23 protein-coding genes are annotated in these 23,328 nt (G+C 56.2%); all 23 read right to left on the minus strand.

Features of this window, described 5'->3' with window-relative positions; genetic code table 11:
* Positions 1-98: 98 nt before the first annotated feature.
* Positions 99-932, minus strand: coding sequence for a class I SAM-dependent methyltransferase (locus tag G542_RS0110470; protein WP_027824074.1), 834 nt, complete (start codon positions 930-932; stop codon positions 99-101).
* A 98-nt stretch (positions 933-1,030) separates the two neighbouring features.
* Entirely contained in the window at positions 1,031-2,281 is a 1,251-nt protein-coding gene (locus G542_RS0110475; protein ID WP_027824075.1) for a glycosyltransferase family 4 protein, read from the minus strand.
* Positions 2,278-3,231 carry a polysaccharide deacetylase family protein gene (locus tag G542_RS16635; RefSeq protein WP_051190016.1) on the minus strand — a complete coding sequence of 318 codons (954 nt, stop codon included), beginning with the start codon at positions 3,229-3,231 and terminating at the stop codon, positions 2,278-2,280. Before G542_RS16635 ends, G542_RS0110475 begins: the two co-directional genes overlap by 4 nt.
* 42 nt (positions 3,232-3,273) lie before the next feature.
* Positions 3,274-4,113: an SDR family oxidoreductase gene (locus tag G542_RS0110485; RefSeq protein WP_027824076.1), complete on the minus strand. Its 840-nt coding sequence runs from the start codon at positions 4,111-4,113 to the stop codon at positions 3,274-3,276.
* Positions 4,110-4,967: a class I SAM-dependent methyltransferase gene (locus G542_RS0110490; protein WP_034985594.1), complete on the minus strand. Its 858-nt coding sequence runs from the start codon at positions 4,965-4,967 to the stop codon at positions 4,110-4,112. The genes G542_RS0110485 and G542_RS0110490 overlap by 4 nt, the downstream gene beginning before the upstream one ends.
* Positions 4,968-4,978: 11 nt before the next feature.
* Positions 4,979-5,740, minus strand: coding sequence for an SDR family NAD(P)-dependent oxidoreductase (locus G542_RS0110495; protein ID WP_027824078.1), 762 nt, complete (start codon positions 5,738-5,740; stop codon positions 4,979-4,981).
* Between the two features lie 5 nt (positions 5,741-5,745).
* Complete coding sequence (locus tag G542_RS0110500) at positions 5,746-6,588, minus strand: sugar phosphate isomerase/epimerase family protein (RefSeq protein ID WP_027824079.1); 843 nt, start codon at positions 6,586-6,588, stop codon at positions 5,746-5,748.
* 62 nt (positions 6,589-6,650) lie between these two features.
* Positions 6,651-7,772, minus strand: coding sequence for a hypothetical protein (locus G542_RS0110505; protein ID WP_155826659.1), 1,122 nt, complete (start codon positions 7,770-7,772; stop codon positions 6,651-6,653).
* 378 nt (positions 7,773-8,150) lie between these two features.
* A complete protein-coding gene (locus G542_RS18050) occupies positions 8,151-8,522 on the minus strand; it encodes a class I SAM-dependent methyltransferase (protein ID WP_081666811.1) in 372 nt (123 codons plus the stop codon).
* Positions 8,519-8,956, minus strand: a complete 438-nt coding sequence (locus tag G542_RS0110510) for a VOC family protein (RefSeq protein ID WP_027824081.1) — start codon at positions 8,954-8,956, stop codon at positions 8,519-8,521. Before G542_RS0110510 ends, G542_RS18050 begins: the two co-directional genes overlap by 4 nt.
* Positions 8,953-10,329, minus strand: a complete 1,377-nt coding sequence (locus G542_RS0110515; RefSeq protein ID WP_027824082.1) for an aspartate aminotransferase family protein — start codon at positions 10,327-10,329, stop codon at positions 8,953-8,955. The genes G542_RS0110510 and G542_RS0110515 overlap by 4 nt, the downstream gene beginning before the upstream one ends.
* A gap of 8 nt (positions 10,330-10,337) precedes the next feature.
* Entirely contained in the window at positions 10,338-11,063 is a 726-nt protein-coding gene (locus G542_RS16640; protein WP_051190018.1) for an acylneuraminate cytidylyltransferase family protein, read from the minus strand.
* 7 nt (positions 11,064-11,070) lie between these two features.
* Positions 11,071-11,655 carry an SIS domain-containing protein gene (locus G542_RS0110525; protein ID WP_027824083.1) on the minus strand — a complete coding sequence of 195 codons (585 nt, stop codon included), beginning with the start codon at positions 11,653-11,655 and terminating at the stop codon, positions 11,071-11,073.
* Entirely contained in the window at positions 11,655-13,547 is a 1,893-nt protein-coding gene (locus G542_RS0110530) for an N-acetylneuraminate synthase family protein (protein WP_211218814.1), read from the minus strand. The genes G542_RS0110525 and G542_RS0110530 overlap by 1 nt, the downstream gene beginning before the upstream one ends.
* Positions 13,544-14,932: a GHMP family kinase ATP-binding protein gene (locus tag G542_RS16645; protein WP_027824085.1), complete on the minus strand. Its 1,389-nt coding sequence runs from the start codon at positions 14,930-14,932 to the stop codon at positions 13,544-13,546. Before G542_RS16645 ends, G542_RS0110530 begins: the two co-directional genes overlap by 4 nt.
* Positions 14,923-15,636 carry a sugar phosphate nucleotidyltransferase gene (locus G542_RS0110540; RefSeq protein WP_162142353.1) on the minus strand — a complete coding sequence of 238 codons (714 nt, stop codon included), beginning with the start codon at positions 15,634-15,636 and terminating at the stop codon, positions 14,923-14,925. Before G542_RS0110540 ends, G542_RS16645 begins: the two co-directional genes overlap by 10 nt.
* A gap of 1 nt (position 15,637) precedes the next feature.
* The gene (locus G542_RS0110545) at positions 15,638-16,252 is read right to left on the minus strand and encodes a D-glycero-alpha-D-manno-heptose-1,7-bisphosphate 7-phosphatase (protein ID WP_211218815.1); all 615 of its coding nucleotides are present in this window, start codon (positions 16,250-16,252) and stop codon (positions 15,638-15,640) included.
* The gene (locus tag G542_RS0110550; protein WP_081666816.1) at positions 16,212-17,909 is read right to left on the minus strand and encodes an ABC transporter ATP-binding protein; all 1,698 of its coding nucleotides are present in this window, start codon (positions 17,907-17,909) and stop codon (positions 16,212-16,214) included. Before G542_RS0110550 ends, G542_RS0110545 begins: the two co-directional genes overlap by 41 nt.
* A gap of 92 nt (positions 17,910-18,001) precedes the next feature.
* Positions 18,002-19,096, minus strand: coding sequence for a GDP-mannose 4,6-dehydratase (gmd, locus tag G542_RS0110555; RefSeq protein ID WP_034985597.1), 1,095 nt, complete (start codon positions 19,094-19,096; stop codon positions 18,002-18,004).
* Between the two features lie 11 nt (positions 19,097-19,107).
* Positions 19,108-20,091 carry a GDP-L-fucose synthase gene (fcl, locus tag G542_RS0110560; RefSeq protein ID WP_027824090.1) on the minus strand — a complete coding sequence of 328 codons (984 nt, stop codon included), beginning with the start codon at positions 20,089-20,091 and terminating at the stop codon, positions 19,108-19,110.
* On the minus strand, positions 20,088-21,539 hold the full coding sequence (locus tag G542_RS0110565) for a mannose-1-phosphate guanylyltransferase/mannose-6-phosphate isomerase (RefSeq protein WP_027824091.1): 1,452 nt from the start codon (positions 21,537-21,539) through the stop codon (positions 20,088-20,090). The genes fcl and G542_RS0110565 overlap by 4 nt, the downstream gene beginning before the upstream one ends.
* Positions 21,536-22,549, minus strand: a complete 1,014-nt coding sequence (galE, locus tag G542_RS0110570; protein ID WP_027824092.1) for a UDP-glucose 4-epimerase GalE — start codon at positions 22,547-22,549, stop codon at positions 21,536-21,538. The genes G542_RS0110565 and galE overlap by 4 nt, the downstream gene beginning before the upstream one ends.
* Complete coding sequence (locus G542_RS0110575) at positions 22,546-22,905, minus strand: MarR family EPS-associated transcriptional regulator (RefSeq protein ID WP_034985600.1); 360 nt, start codon at positions 22,903-22,905, stop codon at positions 22,546-22,548. Before G542_RS0110575 ends, galE begins: the two co-directional genes overlap by 4 nt.
* Positions 22,906-23,328 lie beyond the last annotated feature (423 nt).

Here is a 23,328-nt window from a genome sequence, read left to right on the forward strand (position 1 = left end):
TGATCGCACGAATTGCCCGTGACCGCGACAGGACCGTGTAGCCGTATCGGTCCCGGCGATCGGGATAGACCCGACCCAGCAATTCTATCAAAGGTACCTTAGCGACCAACCGGCGGGGCCTTTTGCATGACAATAACCATAGAAAGATAGCAGCCGGACTCGCCCATCAGGTGCGCATTGTCCCTGAAGTCAAAGCTTTTTTTCATGAGGAAATCATGTCGCGCGAAGGCGTCAAGGATGCGGGGCAAAGGATGCGCGTACGTCACATCACAAAACGTGTTTTCTTTGTGCTGATTAACGGAGGGAGCTTCCCTCGGGCCAAACAAGGCCGCGACCAGGGCTCGCAGCGTGCGGTAGACATACTTCAACTTTCTGACAAAACCGATTTCGCCTGAACCAATGGCATGCAGCACTCTCCCCGCTACTCGCCTAGGGTTGTAATCCTTCACTGAAAATTGCTGCAGGAAAATATATCGCGAGGGCATCGCAGCCAATCCTTTTATCAGGTCGTCCAGATTATTGTCGGAAATCAGATGCAACAGCCGAAAGCAGACCAAGGCTTCTGCAGCGGGGTGATCCAAGGCCATGCTTGAAGCGTCAGCCTGAATCAATTTAACCCGCCCTGCCAAGCCGCTGGCCTCCACCTTCTTACCGGCCTCATTGAGCATATCTGGGGAAATGTCTATGCCCAACACTTGCAGGCCGTGCTTGGCGTAGATATCCATAAATCGCCCCGTACCCACAGGGCAATCGGCAATTTTATCGACGACCTGAAACGTGCGCAGGCAATGGTCAACGACGTCATTCTCCCAAGCCCAATATCGGTCGTTCTGCCGAAGCGATTCGTATTGAGCCGCCACTTCCCGCGTGTAGAATTTCTCGCCGGGACTGCGTTCACGGACTCTTTCTTCGTTCACCAAGTGATCACTCATAGATTCCCATCCTGTTTGCGGGAGGGCTGGATACGCGCTCTCGCCGCTTTAATGTCTCCGACGTACTTTCTTGCACCGGCGCAAATCGCCATTCGGCGCTACTGGCGACCATGTCCGTTCCCTGTCAATTCCGAATAAAGCTTCACATAGCGTGCGCTTACCACATCGAGGGCGAACTCCCTTTCGACCTTCTGGCGGCAATGGATCCCCAGGCCGGACTGCTCCAGTGTCCACGCAATCCCCTGGGCCAGATCCCCGGTATCGAAGGGCTCGGCCAGGTAGCCCGAGTGCTGGTGTTCGATCAGGTCGGGAATGCCGCCCGTGCGGAATGCCACAGCGGGTGTCCCGCAGGCCATGGCCTCCATGATGGTGTTGGGCAGGTTTTCCTGTCTGGAGGGAACCACCATGACATCCGCTGCGGCATACAGCACCGATAGCGCGATATCGTCTGTCAGCGTGCCCATGAAGCGCACCTCGATATTCAGGTCCGGCAGGTCGAGCTGCTGTGAGCCAAACACCACCAGCATGCATTCCTTTCCGGCCACCTGTCGCGGCAGGGCAGCCATGGCCTGGCGCAGTAGTTCGAATCCCTTGTTTTCGTCGCTGGTGGCGCCCATCGCTCCGAACAGGATCAGGTGCTTGTCCTCGGGCAGGTTCAGAATGCGGCAGCATGCCACGCGACCCAGCGGCTTGAAGACATCGGTATCGATGCCGTTGGGAATCACTTCCACGCGACGCCCGGCAAACAGGCTGCTGCTGCGGGCGCATGCCGCCAGCCAGTTGCTCGGCGTGACGACGACCATGTCTACATCCCTCCACGCCCGCAATTTCCGCTGCCAGTTCAGGCGCGTCAGATCGGCCTCGCGCCGGGAACCCAGTTGCGGGCAGCGGCCGCAAGCCTCTCGGTAGCGTCGACACCCCGCCGGCAGATGGCAGCCCCCGGTGAAGGCCCAAGAATCATGCAGGGTCCAGACGATGGGGCGGCGCGCCTGCCGTAGAAATGGGATATTGACGAAGCCGTGGACGACCCAGTGCAAATGGAGCACATCCGCTTCCGCAACGGCCTGCCTGACCCGCTGCGCGACGGGAACATAGGCGGTGGAGAAGGGCTGCCTGCGGCCCCGCTTCCGGTACAGCTTCATGGGCAGCATGTCCGCCAGCGGCCGCAGCAGCGCGATCAGCTTCTCGATGCGACTGCTTCCGCAAACGATGGCAGGATCGGCACGCTTGTTGTACTGGGTAACGAAGCGCGACGCGACCCCGCTTCGCACGAGCCCTTGGTGCAGGCGATAGGCCGAACGGGCAGCGCCGCCCCCGCCGTCGAAGGTGTTGAGCATCGCGATTTTCATGCGCTGACCACGCGCCCGCGCCAGAAGCGCCGGAGGGACTGCCGGCGAAAGCCGTCCCAGCTGAATGCATTGGTCAGCGGCACTCGCGGCAGCCCATGCAAATGGGCCCGGTGTGCGCGGAAAATATTGCCCCAGCGGGTCGTGGTGGCGGTCTTGAAACCCAGCTTACGAGCCAGGTCAAACTCCCGGGTTCCGACCTCGTCGCGGCTACCGAAGGGGTAGCAAAAGTGCGTGACGGGCACGCCGATGCGAGCTTCGATCCGCTCCCGGCTATTGCGCATTTCGGCACAGGCCTGTTCCGCAGACAGTTCAGCCAGAACCGGATGGGTCACGGTATGCGCACCGATGGTCACAAGGGGATCCAGTGCCAGCGTGCAAAGATCATCCCAACTCAAGGCTTCCGCTACACACATTTGCCGCCAGTCGAAATCCGCTAGTCCGAGCATTGCATTAACCTCCCCTTCCAGCCCGTCACTTGACAGTGCCATAATCGACTGCCGCAGAAAAACAAAGGCATCTAGCTTCTCTTGGGTTGTACGGCAGGGCAACACACGCCCTTCAGCCAATGTGATATGGTCATGACCCTGCAGCAACCCTTCCACGGCATACCACCAAAGGACCGCTTCACCGTCTGGAAACGACGTGGTGACGTAGATGGCAAAGGGGATATTGAGGCGCTTGAGCAGGGGATAGGCCACAGTGAAATTGTCCCGGTAGCCATCATCGAACGTCAACGCCAGAAGCTTTTCCCCCGAGCCGACCATTAATTGTTCACTCAAATAGTCCAAACTTACGAAGGTATAGCCCCGCTGTTGGGCATCCCGAATGAAACCCTCGAGAAACCTTGGCGAGACAGCCATATCCCCATTGGGGGAAAAATCGCTTTCACGTTCCGGTTGCACGCGATGAAGCATTAGCACGGTTCCGATACCGAACAGCATGATTGTCATTAAATTTTCAACGGTTAATGAATTCGAACTGAAAGCGACCAGTTACAGGACGCTACGCCCTCCATCCATAACGATGTTCTGCCCATTCATATAGGCCGAGGCATCCGAGCAGAGAAATTGTACCGCAGCCCGGTAGTCATCCGTATCGGCCATCCGCCCAAGTGGAATCAGAGAGGTTAGCCTCTGGACAAATTCATCGCCTTGGCCGTTATAGACGCCACCGGGCGATAGGGCATTGCAGCGCACGCCCTTGTCAGCCCAGTAGGTAGCCAGATAACGGGTCAATCCGATCAGCCCTGCCTTGATCACCGAATAGGTCACCGGCTTCACGGGTTGCAGCTCATCGGGCAGGCCATTCTTGCGATAGAGCCGCTGGTCGGGGGCAAAGACCGAGAGATCGGAAGCGATGTTCAGGATGACGCCGCCCTTTCCGTCCCGCGACATCGCGCTGCCAAAGACTTGGCTGCACAGGAACGCGCCAGTCAGGCCGACAGCCACCTGTAGATTCCATTGGTCTAGGAGAAAGTGTTCAAGGCGCGAAGTCTCAACCACTCCTTGGTCGCCTTTGACCTTGGGGTCGATGGCTGCGTTATTCAGCAGAATATCCACACGCAAACCACGTCCGGACAGCATTTCCGCGACAACGCTTATAGCTGCCGGGTCGGTCACGTCCATCACTGCGATCAGGATTCTCGCGCGATCGTGGTGCTCACTCAAATGTTGCGCTGCGGCGTCAAGCGCGGTGGCGCTCATGTCGGTTAGCACAACCATCGCGCCGCTATCCAGCAGCGCTGCCGCATGCTCTACGCCCAGTAAGCCGGCGGCACCGGTGATCAGGGCTGTCTTGCCAGTGAGATCAAATTTCTTCAATCGATCGGTCATGTATCTATCCAGGCAATCAAAGTATCGCAACGCCCAAAGGTAGCAAGTTGGGCAGCATAGGCTTCATTCAACAGGGGCGAGTCTAGGAAAGACCACGTAGCGTGGCCACCGGGGCGACCTTCTGACAACCACATCAGATGGTTGGACAAGGGATAGCGTTGAAATTGGCTAATGGAGAAATGTTCCCTCTTAATTCCTGCTTTTTCGAGCAGACGCGCTATGGTACCGGGGTTATACAAGAACAGATGGGGACTCCAGTACGTAAATTCCGAAAACGCCTTGTTCCTGTAGAGGGTTAGCAGTGCATCATCGGCATTGGGCACCTCGATCAGGATGCGGCCGCCCGGTGTGCTCTTGGTCAGTAATTCACGAAGAAAGGGCACAGGATCCGGAATGTGCTCAAGCACATGAAAGAGCGAGATGACGTCCTGGCTGGCGTCCGGCACCTCACCCAGCGAGGCAACCGTTTTGACGCCTGCTTCAGTCAACACGCCACGCCAGCGCGACTGCGGCTCCACACCTGTTGCCTGCCTGCAGTGTTCGCGCGCCATCAGTAGGACGCCGCCGGCGCCGCAACCCACATCAAGGAAGTTCTGATTGGCGATCACGGGGCGCAACTGCCTGAAACGTCGCTCGTCATCCTGACGGCAGTCGTTCAGAAAAGCCTGCCAATCATGTTCCGCATGGTTTTCATCGGTATAGTCCGTGTCATAAAAAGACTCATGCACATGCGAGAAACTGCCTAGGAACACCAGTCCGCACGAAACACAACGGAGGATAGGAATTTCGGGGCGATCCCGAACCTTTCCGGAAACGGTCTCGATCGCCTCACTGCCACAAAGGTGACACTTCATCGTATTTTTCCTTACGAGCGGACCTGGCCGCCATCAGTTACAAAGATGCTTCCGGTAGTAAAACCCGCCGCTGGCGAAGCCAGCCAGAGTGCCAAGTTGGCGACGTCTTGCGGAGATCCGAATTTTGCCAGCGACACATCGCGTTTCAAGATATCCTCAACGGCTTTGATGTCTTCATTAAGTTTACGGTTCCAGACGGATTCTTCGAACAGGATGTTACCAGGAGCGATTGCGTTGATCCGAACGCCCAGTTCGCCCAAGGGGCGTGCCGAACCGCGGACATAGGCGTTCAGTGCGGCCTTGGCAGCCGAGTATGTGACGGGAGCGCCCGGCACAACTTCTTGGCCGCAGATTGACGAAATGCATACAATAACTCCCTGTGTCTCGGCTAATGCCTGCCGGCAAGTTTCGATCATTGTGGTTGCGCTCCACAGGTTCAATTCAAATACCCGTTGCCATTCATCGTAACTTTCCTGCCCGGGGGGTACGGAGCGTCCACCTCCAACATTGCACACTAGTATGTCCAGCCTGCCGAAAGCCTTAAGTACCTTCTCAAGGGTGGCTTGCGCCTGCGCAGGTTTACTGGCGTCACCCGCAACCGCAATTGCATTGTTGTGGCGTATATCTGAGACCGTCTGCTCAAGCTGGATCGGATCACGCCCGTTGAATGCTACTTTGCTTTGCTCAGCGAGAAAGGACTCGGCGATTGCACGACCGATGCCGCGCGATGAACCAGTAACCAGTACGCTCTTGTTTGCTAGATTCAGTTGCATTTTGCTCAGCCGCCAGAGCCCCAAGCCTCGATCTGCCGCATATACGTCTTCAGAGTTTCAGAATGGCGCTCGTCGCTCGCACGAGCAGTCTGCATGATGTAGTTGCCTTGGTAACCATGGGCACGCAGCAATGCAAAAACGGTTGGGAAATCCGCGTTGCCCGTGGCAAGTGGTACGGTAGTGCCGCCCAATACGCGATCCTTTACATGAACATTCAAGATGCGGGAGCCATAAGCATCAAACTCTTCGGCCGGATTGAAGCCCAAGGCGGCGCTGTTGCCGATGTCGTAGTTGATGCCAAACCGATCCGGATCGAGGCGACCGATGAAACGCGCAAGCTCGCGGGGAGAGAAATCACTCTCGAACAGAACCTGAACACCAAGTTCAGACAAAAGGGCAGACTGCGCCTGCAGGTACTCCACCAGCGTATTTTCCTGTACCGCGCTGTCAAGCCGGCCATTGTCGACCAGCGGCACGACAATCATCTTTATGCCAACCGCAGCGCAAGCACGAACAATGGCCACGAAGTCGGTCTCCAAGGACGCCCTAGCTTGTCCCTCTGCTTTCCAGAATGGCGCTTGCATGAAACAATCGCCGGTCAGGGAAGGTAAGGTTAGGTCGAATTGCTTGCAGAGACCTCTTATTTCCTCTTGGCCTTCAGGAGTCATCAGCGGGTTTTCATGCAGTCGATTCTGATCGATAGTCCATTCCATCAAGTGTAGCCCGAGCTGACTGGCTGCATGGAACTCCTGCTGCCACCATGGCCAGGGAAATGCTTGGATTTTTCCATCGATCAGCGGCGACAAACGCCCCTGCATGAATCCAATTCGTTGGCTGATTGTATTCATTTGTGCTCACCTTGGGCATTATGGTTGCATGGTAATTTGAAATACACATGGCCCCCTTGAAATTACTCGATCAGCAACTTTTCAGCAACAAACTCCCAGAATGGCTTGTCTGTCGTACCGGGCTTCTTCAAATAACTCTCACGATAGCGGGCATAACGCACCGGGTCGACTCGGGGAATCACCCAGGTTTTTTCGTCGGACACATCCCATACCGCACATCCCAAGGCATCTTGAAAATCCTTGAGCAGTTGTTTGTTCCAGTCCGGAAGATCTCTATGCCAAAGGATGATTGCGGGCTTATTGAACCAAGCGACCATGCCCAACGACAGGCTTGGTTCAGCAATTACACAAACACTCTGGGCAACCAGTTCGGGGGTCTGTTGATGAAAAACAGGATATGGAGAAAAGAATGCGTCTAGTTGACCGGGCTGTGTCCTAGGATGCGCAGCAACCACACAGGGCATCCCCAACTGCCGTTGCAGATGTACCAGGCACCTAAGGTTCGACGAGAAGAACTCGGATGTGCCAATTTTGAATGACATCTGATACGCCACCAGCTCTGGATGCAAAGGCCCCATCGAATCCAGATAGACGATGTGCTTCTCTCCCGTCGCGATTCCGCGATTTTCTACTTTCAACAGAGCGTCAGCATCTAAATTATGAATATGGAATATTGCTGTCTTCTTTCCGATGAGTCCTTGGTCAAGCCCCAAAGTGCTTACGCCAGCAAACACATAGTCTAGCCTGTGGCGATTAGCTAGGGTTATCACGGTTCCGACGACTGTCTTTACTTCATACACCATGAAGCCTGCCAGACTCCGCGCAAATGCTGTAACACTAAAGTGGGCCGAGAACAGATTTCTTAGCTTGTCCCAACTCGTACTCCAACGATCGAAAGGAGAGTGTCCATTTGTGATTGTGGCAATTCTCGCAGACGCGTTGAAGACAGCTTTCCGCAGCCGTCGATACGGCCACGCTTGCTCAAGAGACATGCCTGCTAACCCAAGAATCACATCATCTGAAGACAAAGCACCTAAAGCACACTGCAGGCATTCGTAGCTTTCGAATGTTTTGATTTCGATGTTGGGTCTCTTAGCGCTGTCATCACGGGGATACCTTGGGACACATAGCGGACCTACATCCCATACTTCAACGTTGAAACCTTTTTCCTTCAGGGTTTTCACGCCAAATCGATTGGCGTCGTGTTCTGAAAAAGGTTTTTCTATCAGAAAAATGAATCGCAAACTCGGTAACCTCTAAGCTGACCTTGGCATGAGTTGTCGTCACGAGCCATGTTGGACTTCGCGAAATTTAGAGCGGTGAGTACCTTTGATTACCACTCGCTCCGTCTTTCATCCATAACGGTATTCTGAGTGTTCATATATTCCGATACATCGGAACAGAAAAGCTGTATTGCAGAACTATACTCATCCCACTGGCCATGCGCCCATCTCAATTAGCAATCTCAATCGTTGGATAAATTCCTCGCCTTCAAGCTAGTCCAAAGGCTTGGTTACACAAGAAAGCAGCATGATCTCCTTCGAAAACCGTATCCACAGGTTTCAGCACTCTAAAAATTTCTTTAACCATCCTCTCTGGATAGTAGAAATGTTCGATACTGACTTTGAATATACGACATCGAAGAAATTGTCATCATAAGGAATGCAGTCATTCTCAATGACGGAAATTTTCAGTGTTGCATCAGGACAGTAACTTTCCGCAGCTCTCGACTGATCAACGCCAAAGCCAACGGCACCACATTGAATAAAGCCACTTAGAAATTCGCCACGGCCACAGCCGACATCCAGCAGCTTGTCGCCCGGTTTCAGATCGAACCGCTCAAAAAGATAGCGCGCTAATTTCTCTGGGTACGTTGTCAGCGGCCGATCCTGTTCGCTACATACGACATCCGCATAACCACGTTTTTCTGTCATGTTTTAAGAACTTCAACTAATTCCAACAAAATGCCTTCGGGTCCCTTGGCATAAATAACCCTCGCGTAGCCATTCGGCGAGCACTGGGGAGATGCGGGAAAGCTGACACCCTCCTGCATGAGCTGAGAAACGAGCTGGTCCAGATTGTCCACCGTCAGGGCAATGTGGGTAAACCCGGTTGAATAGGGGGTACCTTCCCAACCTGGTTTGTCGGGATGGGAGTGGAAGCGCAGCAATTCGAGCAAGTGCCCGTCGGGCGCCGCCATCTTGACCGTGGTCACACGCACACCCGTCAGGCCCATCATCGCATCCAGATGAGAACCGGTCTCCTCCATCTGCTTTGTCACCTTGAAGCCCAGCACGTCACACCAGAAGTGCAGTGCACGGTCTAGGTCCGCCACAACCAAGCCGGTATGCCGAATCGCACGGATCATTCTGTGGCCACTTCCGCGATTGCCTCACCCAGCACTTCCACGCCTTCCAGCAAGGCATCGTCCGCAATGGTCAGGGGCGGACCGATCTTGATCGACTCGCGCCCGGTGTGCACCACCAGCAGTCCCTTCTGCATACAGCGCTCCGCGACCCGGCTAGTGAAGGCGCCATCGGGGGCGCCGGTTTCAGGATGGCGGAATAGGACGGCTGCAACCAAGCCCTTGCCGAGCAGGGTGGAGATGCGGTCTAGGAAGCGCTGCTGCAGGGCACCTAGGCCCTTGAACAGCAGCTCACCCTTGCGGGCGGCTTCGCCGGGCAGGTCACGTTGCTCCAGTTCATCGATGACGGCCAGACCGGCCGCGCACACCAGAGGGTTGGCGGAGTGGGTGCTACTCATGTTGCCGATTTCCGGTAGGTCCATAATCTCGGCCCTACCCACCACGCCAGAGAGAGGCACACCACCGCCCATACCCTTGCCGCAGGCAAACAGGTCCGGCGTCACCTCGTAATGCTGGAAGCCGAAGCGACGGCCAGTGCGGCCGAAACCCGCCTGCATTTCGTCGAAGGCAAGCAGGATATCATGCTTGCGGCATACCTTTTCGATGGCCTGGACAAATTCCTTGGGGTAGAACACAGCGCCCCAGCCTTGGAAGGTTTCAAGCATGAAACCGCACACGTCCTGCGCCAGATCGACGCCCTTGGCTGCCAGTTTTTCTAGGCCCGCCTCGAGGAAAGCTTGCGGACTCGAACCGTTGAGCACCCAAGGGTAGGGGAAGGGGATGTGGTGAATGTCAGCATCCTGAAAGCCGATCCAATCCCGCTGCGCCAGGTTGCTGCTCATCATTTGCGCACCCATGGTGCGTCCATGCCAGTTACCTTCCACACAGACGATGCCGCGGCGGCGCTTGCCCTGCTTCTGCCCATGCATGCGCATGAGCTTCAGGGCAGCCTCGGTAGCCTCGGTCCCGGCCGACAGCAGGAAAGCCTTTTCAAAAGGCTTGCCAGCGAAGGCAATCAGCCTTTGCAGGTAATCGTCACGGATGCGGTTTGGATAGGCATAGCAGCTGTAGATGGGCGCTTCCATCGTGGCCTGCATGGCAGCCGTCACCCGGGGATTTGAATGGCCCACATTGGCAACGAAGATCGTGGAGGTGAAATCAATCCAGCGATTGCCGGCAATATCGAACACACTGGCGTCCACGGCCCTCTCCCAGATCAGGGGGAACTGCCCATGCATGGAACGAGATTCATAGCGGTCTAGGTTATCGAGGATCTGCTCGGTTCCCGGCGCTGGAATTGCCGTCTTGATGGTGCGATGTGCAGTACTCACCAAGGGCACTTGTTGAGGACTACGGGAAAATTCATGTCCAGCCATGTCTGACCTCAGGCAAAAAGTTGGTGAGCGATTTCAGGATTGCGATCCAGCAGGAATTCAAGGTGGACGAAGTCCTCTTCGGTGTCGACCTCCACCACGGCCGGCGTAATGAACGGCATGACCCAGTCACCGTGAATCAATCCGTGGCTTCTGACGAAACTTGACAACAGTACATCGACATAGCCATTGGCCTGGTAGGTGACAGGGAACTGCTGACGAGCGTTATTGGCCGCATCGAGCGCGGTATTGTCGGCACCCAGCCGCTTCAACTGGCCTGCCGTAGCGATTTCGAAAGTCTTGTAGGCTGACTCGGACATTTCATGCACTGAGCGCAGTGCGGTTGCCTGAGACTCCCTACGGAATGCCTCGATGGCTTGGTCAATCAGTTCTGGCGTGCGGTAGGGGGTAGTCGGTCGCATGTGAACCAGGAATTCCGGCTCACCTCCATGGATGGCAAACCAGTCCAGAGCGTGGAGCACGAAGTCGAAATCCGTCGAGCGGTCGCCCGCGATTTCCGCAGGACGCAGGAACGGCGCCTCGGCGCCGAGCTTGATGGCGAGATCGGCATATTCCTGGGAATCCGTCGAGACGATAACGCGGTCGATCAGCCGTGACTTCAGACAGGCCTTGATCGACCATTCGATCAAGGGATGCCCTCCCAGACTCTTGATATTCTTGTGCGGCACCCCCTTGGAGCCGGAGCGGGCGGGGATCAGGGCGACAACATTGCTCATTGAGATTTCACTTTTTTGCAAAATATTGACTCTCCACCAGCCCACAGATGATGTGTCCGATAGTGATGTGACACTCTTGGATGCGCGCAGTTTCGTCCGACGGCATTCTCAGGCACTCACAAATGTCGGCCAGTTTCCCTCCAGTGCGACCGGTAAGGGAGAAGCAGCTGATTCCCAGCGCGGCCGCTTTTTCCGCTGCAGCCAGGATGTTGGGGCTGTTGCCACTCGTGCTGATGCCCACGAAGACATCACCCGCCTTGGCTACCGCTTCCAGTTCCCGCGCGAAAACCTGGTCGTAGCCATAGTCGTTGCCGATCGCACTGATTGCAGAATTGTTCGTTCCCAGTGCCAGCGACGCCAGAGGTGCACGGTTGAACTTGAACCTGGAGACAAATTCCGCAGACAGGTGCTGGGCATCGGCAAAACTGCCACCGTTGCCAGCAAAAATGATCTTGCCGCCGCCTCGCAGGGAGCTTATGCACCTGACGACCAGCGCCTCAATCTGGGCAAGGAGCTTTTCATCATTCAGCAGTGCCTGCTTGACCGCGATGGATGCCGACAACTCGGCATGGATGCTTTCAATGCCCTGCATCAAAAAACCCCTTCCAGCCGCTCCATGGCAACCCAGAATCCCTCACCACCGTTCTTGTGCCCCTGCCAGATCTCTGGAATGAAGGAGGCGGTCGGGCATCCCTTTTTCAGAATGGCACCAAGGTGGGTGAAATCTAGATCGCCTTCTCCGACTTGCAGGCCCTCACCATTGAGGCCCTTGGCATCCCCGAGGTGCAGGTGCGCTGTAAACGGTGCGATTTTTTCGCTGAAGTCGTAAATGTCGTATCCCAGATAATTGCAGGTCAAGGCACTGTGCGACACATCGAAGCACATGCGCAACCCCAGCTTGCCACACCAGTGGACAATTTCTTCAATTTTCACAAACAGGTTCTGATAGCGCTGGCCACCAAAATGCCAAGGGAAAGGTGCCATGGTCTGCGGAATCAGCTCGACGCCTTCCAAGTCAAGCTCGGCCAAGCTGCTGGCAAAACGCTCGTAGTAGCTCGTGATCACGCTGGCAGGCAGCGGCTCGTCCATGGTGAAGCCGCCGATATTGGCGACGATCAGGGGCCGGCGGGTCTTCGGAAAGAAACGCTTGAGATCCCGGGTGATATCGATTACGCGCTGGGTCTCCCGCAGGGATTCCTTGCGGTAGGCCTCATCCGGTGTGGCCAGGTCCATCAGGCGGCTGCCGGCAAAGAGTTCCGGCGCATGCACCACGAAGTCTTCTGCATAGGTGCCCTGGAGGAAACCCGCCGGATCGATATCCATGTCCGAATAGGACAGGTGGAACTCCCAGAGGTCCGGCTTGATCATGGCCGCGTATTCCGCGAAATCATGGTAGCGGACCGGTACACCCCACGGCCGGCTGCAACGGTAGGCGCGGGGAGACACCCGCGTCTCCAACAGGTCCGACGGATAGAAGAAATCTTCCTCTCCCATATCCCGCTGCAGCGTCCTCCCCAGCAGTTCCTCATACCTTTGCGGCGACAGTCCCTGCCCCGGGCTACGCACCTTGATATGTTCCGGCGTGAGCACGGTGCCCTTGGGCAGGGCGATGGACGCCACCAGGCTCTTGCTCAGGTTTTCGCGGTTGATCATTTCCCCCTGGGACATGACTCTGTCCCGGCCGTCACCAAGGGCCAGCTCGATTTCCCTGATACCCTCGATCAGACGCTTGAGTTCCGCATGAGTCAGGCTCGCCGCATGGTCCGGTCCCTCCATCGATCGGTCCAAGGTGAAATGGCGTTCGATGATAACGGCACCCAATGCCACGGCGGCAAGGGAGACATGGATGCCGCGCTCATGCCCCGAGTAGCCCACCAAGGGGTGGATCTTGCGAAGTGGCTCCATCCATTTCAGGTTGATGTCATGCAGGGGCGCCGGATAGGTGCTGTTGCAATGCAGCAGCGCAAACTGCGCGTTGCGCTTGACAAGATAGGCGACTGTGGTCTTCACCTCCTGCGGCGTACTCATCCCCGTGGACAGGATCAGCGGCTTGCCGGTCTTCGCTAGGTAGTCCAGTAGGGGCAGGTTCGTGAGGTCGGCCGATGCCACCTTGTAGGCTGGGACGCCAAACGATTCGAGCACATCCACGCTACGCGCATCCCACGGCGTGCAGAGATAGACGGCGCCCTTCGTGCGGCAGTAGTCGGCCAGCTGACGATGCTCGTCCACCGTGAGTTCGAACCTGCGCAGCAAGTCGAGCACGTATTCGGTGCCCAGATCCTCGCCGTCCTTGCGCAAGGTGCGCTGGCGATAGACCTGGTCCAAGTGCCGCATCTGGAACTTGACTGCATCCGCGCCCGCATCGAGGGCGAGATCGATAAGCTCGATCGCGCGTTCTAGGCTGCCGTTGTGATTGTTGCCGATTTCGGCGATGACGTAGGTGCGGCCGGTGCCGATCTCGCATTGCCCGATTTTCATTTTCATACGCTCTCGATTGCCATGTGATTTCTGTGCTCGCGCACGGTCCACGCGCGCAAGCCTTCCTGCTCGAAGCGGAAGGGGCGCACCTGCAGCTTCGACGCTTCCAGGTGCTGGATCAATTCGTGTTTCCTGAATGGCGGCACATAGAAGAGGAAGAATCCTCCCCCGCCCGCGCCAAGCAGTTTGCCGCCGAGGGCGCCGTGGCCCCGGGCTTCCTCGTAGATCCGATCGAGGCGGCCGGTGGAAATCTTGCTGCTGAACTGGCGCTTGAACTGCCAGGCTTCATGCAGGGAATGCCCGAAATCAAGCAGCTTGCCACGCAGCAATTGATTGCGGATCTGGTAGGACAGCTCGACGTTGGTGTTGACATGCCGGCGAATGGAATGGTCCGCCATCTGACGCCGTTGATCCTCGTGGATGCCCCCCGAGTCGTGCGTGGTGCCGGTGTCGCACAGGATCAGGCTTTCCTCGAGTTCAAGCAGGATATCGGGGTGGATGCGGAGCGGGTGGACAATATTCTGCTCCATCTTGAATTCGATGAAGTTGAAGCCACCGAAAACAGTCGCATACTGATCCTGCCAGCCCCCTGCCACGCCCAGATGCAGCCGCTCGGCCTGGAACGCGAGCTCGGCCAGCTCGTGCAGATCCCATTGATCGAGCCTGAACTGGTTGAAGCATCCCAGGATGGCCGCCGACACCACCGCCGAACCTCCGAGGCCCGAGTTCATTGGAAAATCCGAGTGCAGGTAGAGATCGAAGCCAAAGTCCGGCTGCACGGTCCACAGCAGGGCCTTGATCAATCCGAAACGGTCATCCTTTTCCAGCGCGTGCTTGAGGCTATCGGCATGCAGCGTATCCTTGAGATCCAGAGAATGAATGGTGATTTTCTCGTCGTCCCGGATGCGCAGGGTGGCATGGCTGTAGAGCGAGATGGTGGTGTTGATCACGGCTCCATCCTGGCCGGAAAAGAAATGGGTCAGATCCGAGCCGCCGCCGCCGAAGCTGATCCGAACCGGCGATCTGGCGCGGGCAAAGACTGCCTCCTCGGCCCGCACCGGCAAGTGATCGCGGCTGACCACCCCCACCAAGCGGCGATCAGCGTCAAGCAGGGGAATGACACGAATGCGGTGGTCAAGCTTTTTGAGCAATGCCTCGCGCGGGGTCGCGGGATCTTCAAAGAAGAACTCGGCATTGATACAGGTGGAGATCCGGTCATCCAGCGTGCGGCCATTCAGCAGTTCGCGCCGGATGTCCCCATCGGTGGCCAGGCCGGTGACGCGCCCGAACATATCCACCGCCATGACAATGCCATGATGGTTGAGCTCGATGTGGGACAGCGCTTCCCGCAGCGTCGCGTTCTCGGCAATCAGGAATTTGTCTATTTGCATAACGTGCCCTTGCGGCCTGCTTCGATCCAGCGACAGAATCGCTGATAGTCTTCGGGGATGCCAATGTCGATGAAATCAGGTTCGATGGCGACGGCCCGCAATTCACCACGCTGGACCAATTCCGGAAATGTCTGTCTCTCCAGGGAAAACTTGGACCCGTCCCAATTATCGAATATGCCGGCGCGCAATCGGCAAAGCCCTGCATTGATCCAGCCTGGCGCGCCCATGGCATTCTTCTCTGTGAACGCTGCGACCCGGTGGCTGTCGTCGAATTGCACCTGTCCATAGCGGCTGGAATCATCCAGCCGGATCACCGCTATCGCAGGCGCACGCGACGCGGTCAGCTCCCGAATGCCCGAGCCGAGCCAAGTATCGGCATTGGTGACGAGAAAGTCGCCATTGAGGCCCAGTTCCCGAACCGCATACGCAACGGCCCCTCCGGTGTCCATCGGCGCGGGTTCGACCAAGCTCATGACCTCACAATCCTTGAGCAGCCCGTTCTTGACCGTGCCCAGAAAGCCCGTGATTTGATCGGCTTGGTGGTGCAGGAGAAATACGAAAGAACGGACTCCTTGGGCAACCCAGTTTTCAAGCTGCAGCTCGAGAAAGGGCACTTCTCCTACCGGAGCCAAGGCCTTGGGTATACCCGGGAGCATGGATTGCAGACGGGTGCCAAAGCCTCCAGCCAGAACAAGTAACTTCAAGTCAGGATCTCCATAATCCGGGATCAGCGAGGAACGACAGAGCCTCGCACAACATTCTGATCTGCACATATCCGGCAGAGGGAAGGGCATCCCTACCCTCTGCCTGCAACAAGAGATTCCTGCCAACCCCGGCAGCGATACCTGCCTCTATGTCGCTGAGCTTGTCGCCAATCAGAATCGAGGCGGCCAAGTCGATCCCAAGTTCGCGCTGGGCCTGGAAGAGCATGCCTGGCCGCGGCTTACGGGATATATGGTCCTGCTTGTATTCTCCCAGCCCGGCAGTCGGATGGTAGGGGGAAAAATACACTCGGTCGATAGGAGCTCGTTCCTCACTGAAGCGAATGCACATCCAGTCCGTAAGTACACGGAACTGCTTTTCGCTGTAGTAGCCACGACCGATGCCCGCCTGATTGGTGACGACCACGACGCGATAACCGTGCGTACGGGCCGCCCGAACGACATCGAAAATGCCGTCCATGAAATGAAACTCCTCATGGCGGTGCACATAGCCGTGGTCGACATTGATCACGCCATCACGGTCAAGGAACAGGGCCGCTTGCATCGTACCTACCAAGCTACCCATCCAACTGGCCGGGCTTTTCAACAATGTCGGCATAGCTTCCGATCCGTTTCAGCTCACCGTTTTGCAATTCGATGATCTGAGTACAATTCTTCAATGTCGTCAGGCGATGGGCGACTATAAGAATGGTCAGATGGTCCCCAAGGCCGTCAATAGCCTGCATGACGGCCTGCTCCGTCTCGTTGTCGAGCGCACTGGTCGCCTCATCGAAGATGATCACATCCGCCTGTTTGTATAGTGCCCGCGCGATACCAATGCGTTGCCGCTGGCCGCCGGAGAGCTTGATGCCCCTTTCTCCGACTTGGGTATCGTACTGAGCGCTCCAAGACTCGATGACACCCGAAATCTGAGCCTGTCCTGCAGCAATCTTGACACGCTCAAGATCGACTTCATCACGCGGCACCCCGAATGCGATGTTTTCTGCAATCGTTGCATCCGACAGAAAGATCGTTTGTGGCACATGCGCAATATGGGATTGCCATGCTCTGCGGTTGACCCCGCTCAAAACCACCTCATCGATAAGAAGACTGCCCTCGGTCGGCTGTAGCAACCCCATCAAGATATCGAGTAAGGTACTTTTCCCGCTCCCTGTGGCACCAATGAATCCAATCCTCCCCCCCTTCGGGAGCGAGAGGCTCAGATTGCTAAGAACCAGAGGAGCTTGAGGAGCGTACTGAAAGGAGACCCTATCGAGTCGGATCGACTGGTTGAACCGGATGTTGACCGGTGTTGACGACGACCCACCGTCCTCGACAAGCGGCTGCTCTAGGAGATCCAAGGCATCGCGCAGAGAATCTCGGTTTCCCAAGATCAATGCCCAACTGGAGTAGGACTGATGCAACAAGGGCAGCACTCTCTGTGCGCCGATCGCCAAAGCGCCTATTACCGGAATCATCGTCACGAAGCCACCCGGCCGGTTGGTGAGTACGTAGGCAATCACCGCGATAATGACCATCCCAAGCGCTTCTATTGCATACCTAGGACCGATACTAATGATCTGGATATTGGCCTGGGCTTTTCTCAGGTTGGTGTCGGCCCGACGATAGGCCATACTATGAATGGATTGCGTACCGTCCAGCAGCACTTCGCGGATGCCCCCCAGACCCTCCTGCAACACTTTCACGACTTCCGTCGATGCGCGACTGATGTGTTCGCTGTCTTGGGCCAGCTGCTTCTTGGTTAGCTGGGTGATCAGCAGGTAGACGGTGCCAAAACTGAGCAGCGAAGAAAAGGCCACCACCGGGTCGACCATCAACAACGTCAGCAGGATGGCCGCCAGAATGAGCTGCGAACTGATGATCACTAGGCTAGCCCCCAAAGTGCCCCCTATGGCCCCGCTGACCTTGCTCAAGATGCCTGAGATGATTTCACTGCTGTTTCTTGAAATGTGCACCGCATAGGGTTGACTCAACGTCCGATGATAGATGCCGGTAGCCAGTTCGTTGACGATACTCAAGCTGATCCGTGCCTGCATCCACACCAGGATGAATCGAACACTACCAGCAAGGACCACTGCCGTCACGAAGACCAAGGTCGTCGGCAAGAGCAGATCCTTGGGATGCACCAAGCCAAAGATGGCGATCAGCGGCTTGGCGAATCGGTGTTCGTAGATAATCTCTGGCGTGGTCAGTGCGCCGAGGAAAGGGATCACCATGCCAATGCTGAACAATTCCGCAAAGGAAGCGATCAGCATCACGCAAAACAGGATCCCGAGCTGAATTCTTCTCTCTCGGGAGATGTGTCTCCACAGGCGTACGAGCAAAACAGGCATTTCCACCAAAAACCCTACTCGTGATAATCCATGGTCTTGTAACCATGGTGCTTGACCAGCTCATCTCGCTCCGCCGCACTTAGATCTGCTCGAACCATTTCAGCAACCAAGCTGTTGAAGCTGGTTTTCGGAGTCCAGCCAATCTTATTCTTAGCCTTTGCCGGGTCACCAAGTAAGGTCTCAACTTCTGTAGGACGGAAATAGCGGGGGTCGACTGCAACGATACATTTTCCCAAGTTATCGAAACCCTTTTCTTCGACTCCGTGACCCTGCCAATTAATTTTAATATCAAGCTCTTGGGCCGCTACATTAACAAAATCACGCACACTATATTGAACTCCGGTAGCGATAACAAAATCTTCCGGCTTTTCCTGTTGGAGCATTAACCATTGCATTTCGACATAGTCTCGCGCATGACCCCAGTCTCGTTTTGCATCAAGGTTACCCAAATACAAACACTCTTGGAGGCCTAGCTTGATCCTGGCGAGTGCTCGAGTGATTTTGCGAGTGACGAAGGTTTCTCCACGTACAGGGCTTTCGTGGTTGAAGAGTATGCCGTTACAAGCATAAAGACCATAAGCCTCGCGGTAGTTTACAACAATCCAGTAGCCATAGAGCTTTGCTACTGCGTACGGGCTACGCGGGTAGAAAGGAGTAGTTTCTTTCTGGGGGGTTTCCTGAACCAGCCCGTAGAGTTCACTGGTGCTGGCTTGGTAGAACCTGGTTTTTTGTTCCAGGCCGAGGATGCGAATGGCTTCTAATAGGCGCAGCACCCCCAGTGCATCGGAGTTGGCCGTGTATTCAGGTTCCTCGAAGCTAACCGCAACATGGCTTTGTGCGGCCAGGTTGTAGATTTCGTCCGGCTGGGTCTGTTGAATGATGCGGATGAGGCTGGAACTATCTGTCATGTCGCCATGATGAAGGAAAAAGCGAACCCCTTTTTCATGGCGATCCTGATAGAGGTGATCGATACGATCTGTATTGAAAAGGCTGGTACGGCGCTTGATTCCGTGTACGATGTAGCCCTTGTTGAGTAGAAATTCGGCCAAGTAGGCGCCGTCTTGGCCGGTGATGCCGGTAACAAGGGCGACTTTGGGTCGTGCTGTCATGGAGTGGTCTTTCAAGTCTGCGGCGTGTTGTTCTGCAGGAAGTCTTGGTAGGCTTTTTCCAAGCCGGCCTCCAAACCCACCAAGGCCTGCCATCCTAGAGCGTTGAGGCGGGTACCGTCCATGAGCTTGCGCGGGGTGCCGTCAGGCTTGCTGGGGTCGAAAACGATGTCTCCCTTGAAGCCGACAACTCCGGCAATAGTTTCGGCTAGCTCTCGGATGGTGGTGTCGTGCCCGCAACCCACGTTGATGTGGCTGAGCATGGGCTGGGTGTGCTGCCTGTAAATGGACAATGGCAGGTCCATGACGTGCACGCAGGCCGCTGCCATGTCGTCCACATAGAGGAATTCGCGCTTGGGGGTGCCCGTCCCCCAGATGGTGACGCCGGGGGCGTAATTGACCTTGGCCTCGTGGAAGCGGAGGATGAGCGCCGGAATGACGTGAGAGTTTTCCGGGTGGTAATTGTCACCGGGACCATAGAGGTTAGTGGGCATGACGCTGCGGTAGTCCACTCCGTGGCTGGCACCGTACTGGCGGTTGTAGCTTTCGCAGAGCTTGATGCCGGCGATCTTGGCAATGGCGTAGGGCTCGTTGGTAGGCTCCAGCGTTCCGGTAAGCAGCACATCCTCGCGCATGGGCTGGGGGGCCAGCTTGGGGTAGATGCAGCTGGAACCTAGGAACAGCAACTTTTGCACGCCATGGCGGAACGCCGCATCGATGACGTTGGCCTGCATCATCAGGTTCTGGTAGATAAATTCGGCTGGGTAGGTGTTGTTGGCGTGGATACCACCCACCTTGGCCGCGGCCAAGTAGACCTGGTCGGGCTTTTCGTCTGCAAAGAAGGTGTTGACAGCGGCTTGGTGGGTAAGGTCGAGTTCTGCATGCGTGCGGGTGACGATGCGATCGGCCGGATGGCCATGGGTCAGCAACTGGCGCACGATGGCCGAACCCACCATGCCACGGTGACCGGCCACGTAAATCTTCGGTGGAATGTTCATGCCTGACTGCGCCCGTAGTGGTCTTCAAAACGGACGATGTCGTCTTCGCCCAGATAGCTGCCCGATTGCACCTCGATGATTTCCAGCGAGATGGTACCGGGGTTTGCTAAGCGGTGCACCTCGCCAAGCGGAATGTAGGTGGACTGATTTTCGGTAAGCAGCAGCTTTTTGTCGCCGCAGGTGATTTCGGCCGTGCCGCTCACGACGACCCAATGCTCAGCACGGTGGTGGTGCTTTTGCAGACTGAGGCAGGCACCGGGCTTGACCTGGATGCGCTTGACCTTGAAACGCCCGCCTTCGTCGATACTGTCGTACCAGCCCCAAGGGCGGTGCACTTTGCGGTGCAGGGTGTGCTCTTTGCGCTGCTGCTGCTGCAGAACGTTGACGATGTGCTTCACATCTTGGCTACGCGAACGGTCGACCACCAGCACGGCGTCGGGAGTTTCCACCACCACCAGGTTTTGAACACCCACCAGGGTCACTAGGCGGCTGGTGCCATGCACCAAGGTGTCGCGGCAGTCGGTGGCCAGCACGTCGCCCACATGGGCGTTGCCCTGTGGGTCTTTGGGCAATACGCTCCACACGGCGCCCCAAGCGCCGAGGTCGCTCCAGCCGGCGTCGAGTGGGGCCATACGGATGGAGAAGCGGCTTCCGGGGCAGCGTTCCATGACGGCGTAGTCGATGGAGTCACTGGGGATGTCGATAAACTCGACCTTGCCAGGCCGAACGAATGTGGCATCTGTACTGCGCTGGGCCCAGGCGGCGCGGGTAGTGGCCGCAATGTCGGGCCGGAAGCTTTCGATCGCCTGGAACCAGACAGACGCCTTGAGCACGAACATGCCAGCGTTCCAGTAATAGCCTCCCTCTGCCAAGTACTGCCTGGAGGTGGCCTCATCGGGTTTTTCGACAAACCGCTCGACCACCAAGGTGGGCGTGGGCGCCATAACAGCTTGAATGTAGCCGTAGCCAGTCTCCGGGCGGTCGGGAGTGACACCAAGGATCACGATAGCGCCCTCTGCCGCCTGGCGTATGGCGTCATGCATGGCACCATTGAATGCCGTATCGTCTATCACGCTCTGGTCTGCTGGGGTGACGACCAGCACGGGGTCGTCACCGTTCTCGACGGCAGCCAGCGCGGCCAAGGTCAACGCAGGTGCGGTGTTTCGGGCCACTGGTTCTAAAAGGACGGCAGCTGGAGATACACCGATTTCACGCAATTGTTCGGTTGCCAGAAACCGATGATCTTCCCCCGTGACAACAAGGAGATCTGCGACCTGAATGTTGTCAGCGCCCAAGTCCGTCAATCGTTTGGCCGCTTGCTGAAACAGGCTGTCGGCCCCCGTCGGACACAGAAACTGCTTGGGGAAACCTGTCCGCGAAAGCGGCCACAGTCGGGTACCAGAGCCACCACAAAGAATAACGGGTTGCACCTTGGTTTTATTGATCATGAAGCAATACTCAATCCTTGAACCTGCTGGAACCGCCATGTGCTGGCACACATGTCGTCCAAAGTGCGCGTAGCGCTCCAGTTCAATACTTCAATGGCCTTGTTTGGGTCCGCGTAGCATGCAGCTACATCACCCACACGACGGGAGACCACTTTGTAAGGCACTTGGCGGCCTGATGCGTTTTCAAACGCTCGGATCATTTCAAGCACACTGTAGCCCTTCCCTGTACCCAAGTTTATGGCATGCCAACCGGTGGTTTGAGACAGGAAGCCCAATGCAGCCGCATGCCCTTCCGCCAAGTCCATGACATGGATGTAATCCCTGATGCCCGTACCATCGGCAGTGGGGTAATCGTCACCAAACACGCTGAGTTTCGCTCGCTGACCAGCAGCCACCTGAGCGATGTAGGGCATGAGGTTGTTGGGCACGCCATGGGGGCTCTCGCCAATGAGGCCACTTTCGTGAGCGCCTACCGGGTTGAAATAGCGCAAACAAGCGATCCGCCAGTTCAAATCCGATGAGGTAACATCGTTCAACATTTCCTCAATGTGGAGCTTGCTGCGCCCATAAGGGTTGGTGGCGCTGGTGGGATGATTCTCATCCAACGGAAGGTACTGGGGTTCGCCGTAAACGGTGGCACTGCTGCTGAACACGAGCATCTCGACTCGGGCCGACTGCATCGCCCGCAGCAAACTGATGGTGCCCTGAATATTGTTGACGTAATAGTTGACCGGTTTTTCAACCGACTCCCCAACAGCCTTTAAACCAGCGAAATGAATAACGGCATCAATGCTGTGCGAAGTGAGCGTATTTCTGAGCAACTCGGTGTCGAGCACATCGCCTCTAACGAAGAGGATTTTCTGCCCAGTAATTTGGAAAAGTTTCTCGATAACGGAACTACTGCTGTTTGACAGGTTGTCATACAGGACTACTTGATGACCCAATTCCGACAGCACTACTGCCGTGTGACTACCAATGTAACCCATTCCGCCCGTGAGCAGCACGTTCATTGGCTTTGCCAGCCCTTTTGGGAACACGCTTCAAATTCAAGTTCAGACTGCAGTACATCAATTTCGGGTTGAAGCGTTTTATGCTCCACCACCTTCCGCCTTAAAAACTCCGCCGTCAGCTTGGATTTCTCCGCCCCCCCTGCCAGGGTGAGCAAATAGGCGTAGTGCAGCTTGTTCTTACTCTGACTGTGGTTTTGCATCTTGACCGAATATTCTTTCACTAGGGCTTGGAAGCAGAAATTGATCGTACCAAGTTCTATCCCCAGATCCTTGGCCAGCGCACACCGACGGACTTGGGGCGTCTGATGCGGACGGCGCGGGACTTCGAACTGGATTTCCTGTTGGAAACCAGCCAATTTCTAAAGTGAGGATACTAGGCTCAAGGAGATTTAGGCATGCTACCGCCATGCCGTTTCACGATCAGCAAGCGCGGTCAGCGAGTCCGGAACAATGAAGTGCAATACAAAAGACGCTACTGCATGTTCGACACATGAACAGAATTGTGCCACTCCGGCATAACTTTGAGAAATATTTTTTGTCAAACAGGCAATAACGAGGCAGATTCGTCAGTTGCGTCTTGCACAGATTGGCCGGTGCAACACGCACTGCCACTGGCTTGCCCAGAATCTCGATCAGCACCATGACCCGACGCTCCCCATCGCCCATGCCTTCAATGTCGGAGAACGGCGCCTCCGTCAGACGAACGATCTCATCCAGCCTGAACAAGCGCTCGGACTACACAAATACCTCCTGAGTTAGCAGCAGTTCGATCAGGCCAT

The sequence above is a fragment of the Laribacter hongkongensis DSM 14985 genome (assembly GCF_000423285.1).
GTDB lineage: Bacteria > Pseudomonadota > Gammaproteobacteria > Burkholderiales > Aquaspirillaceae > Laribacter > Laribacter hongkongensis.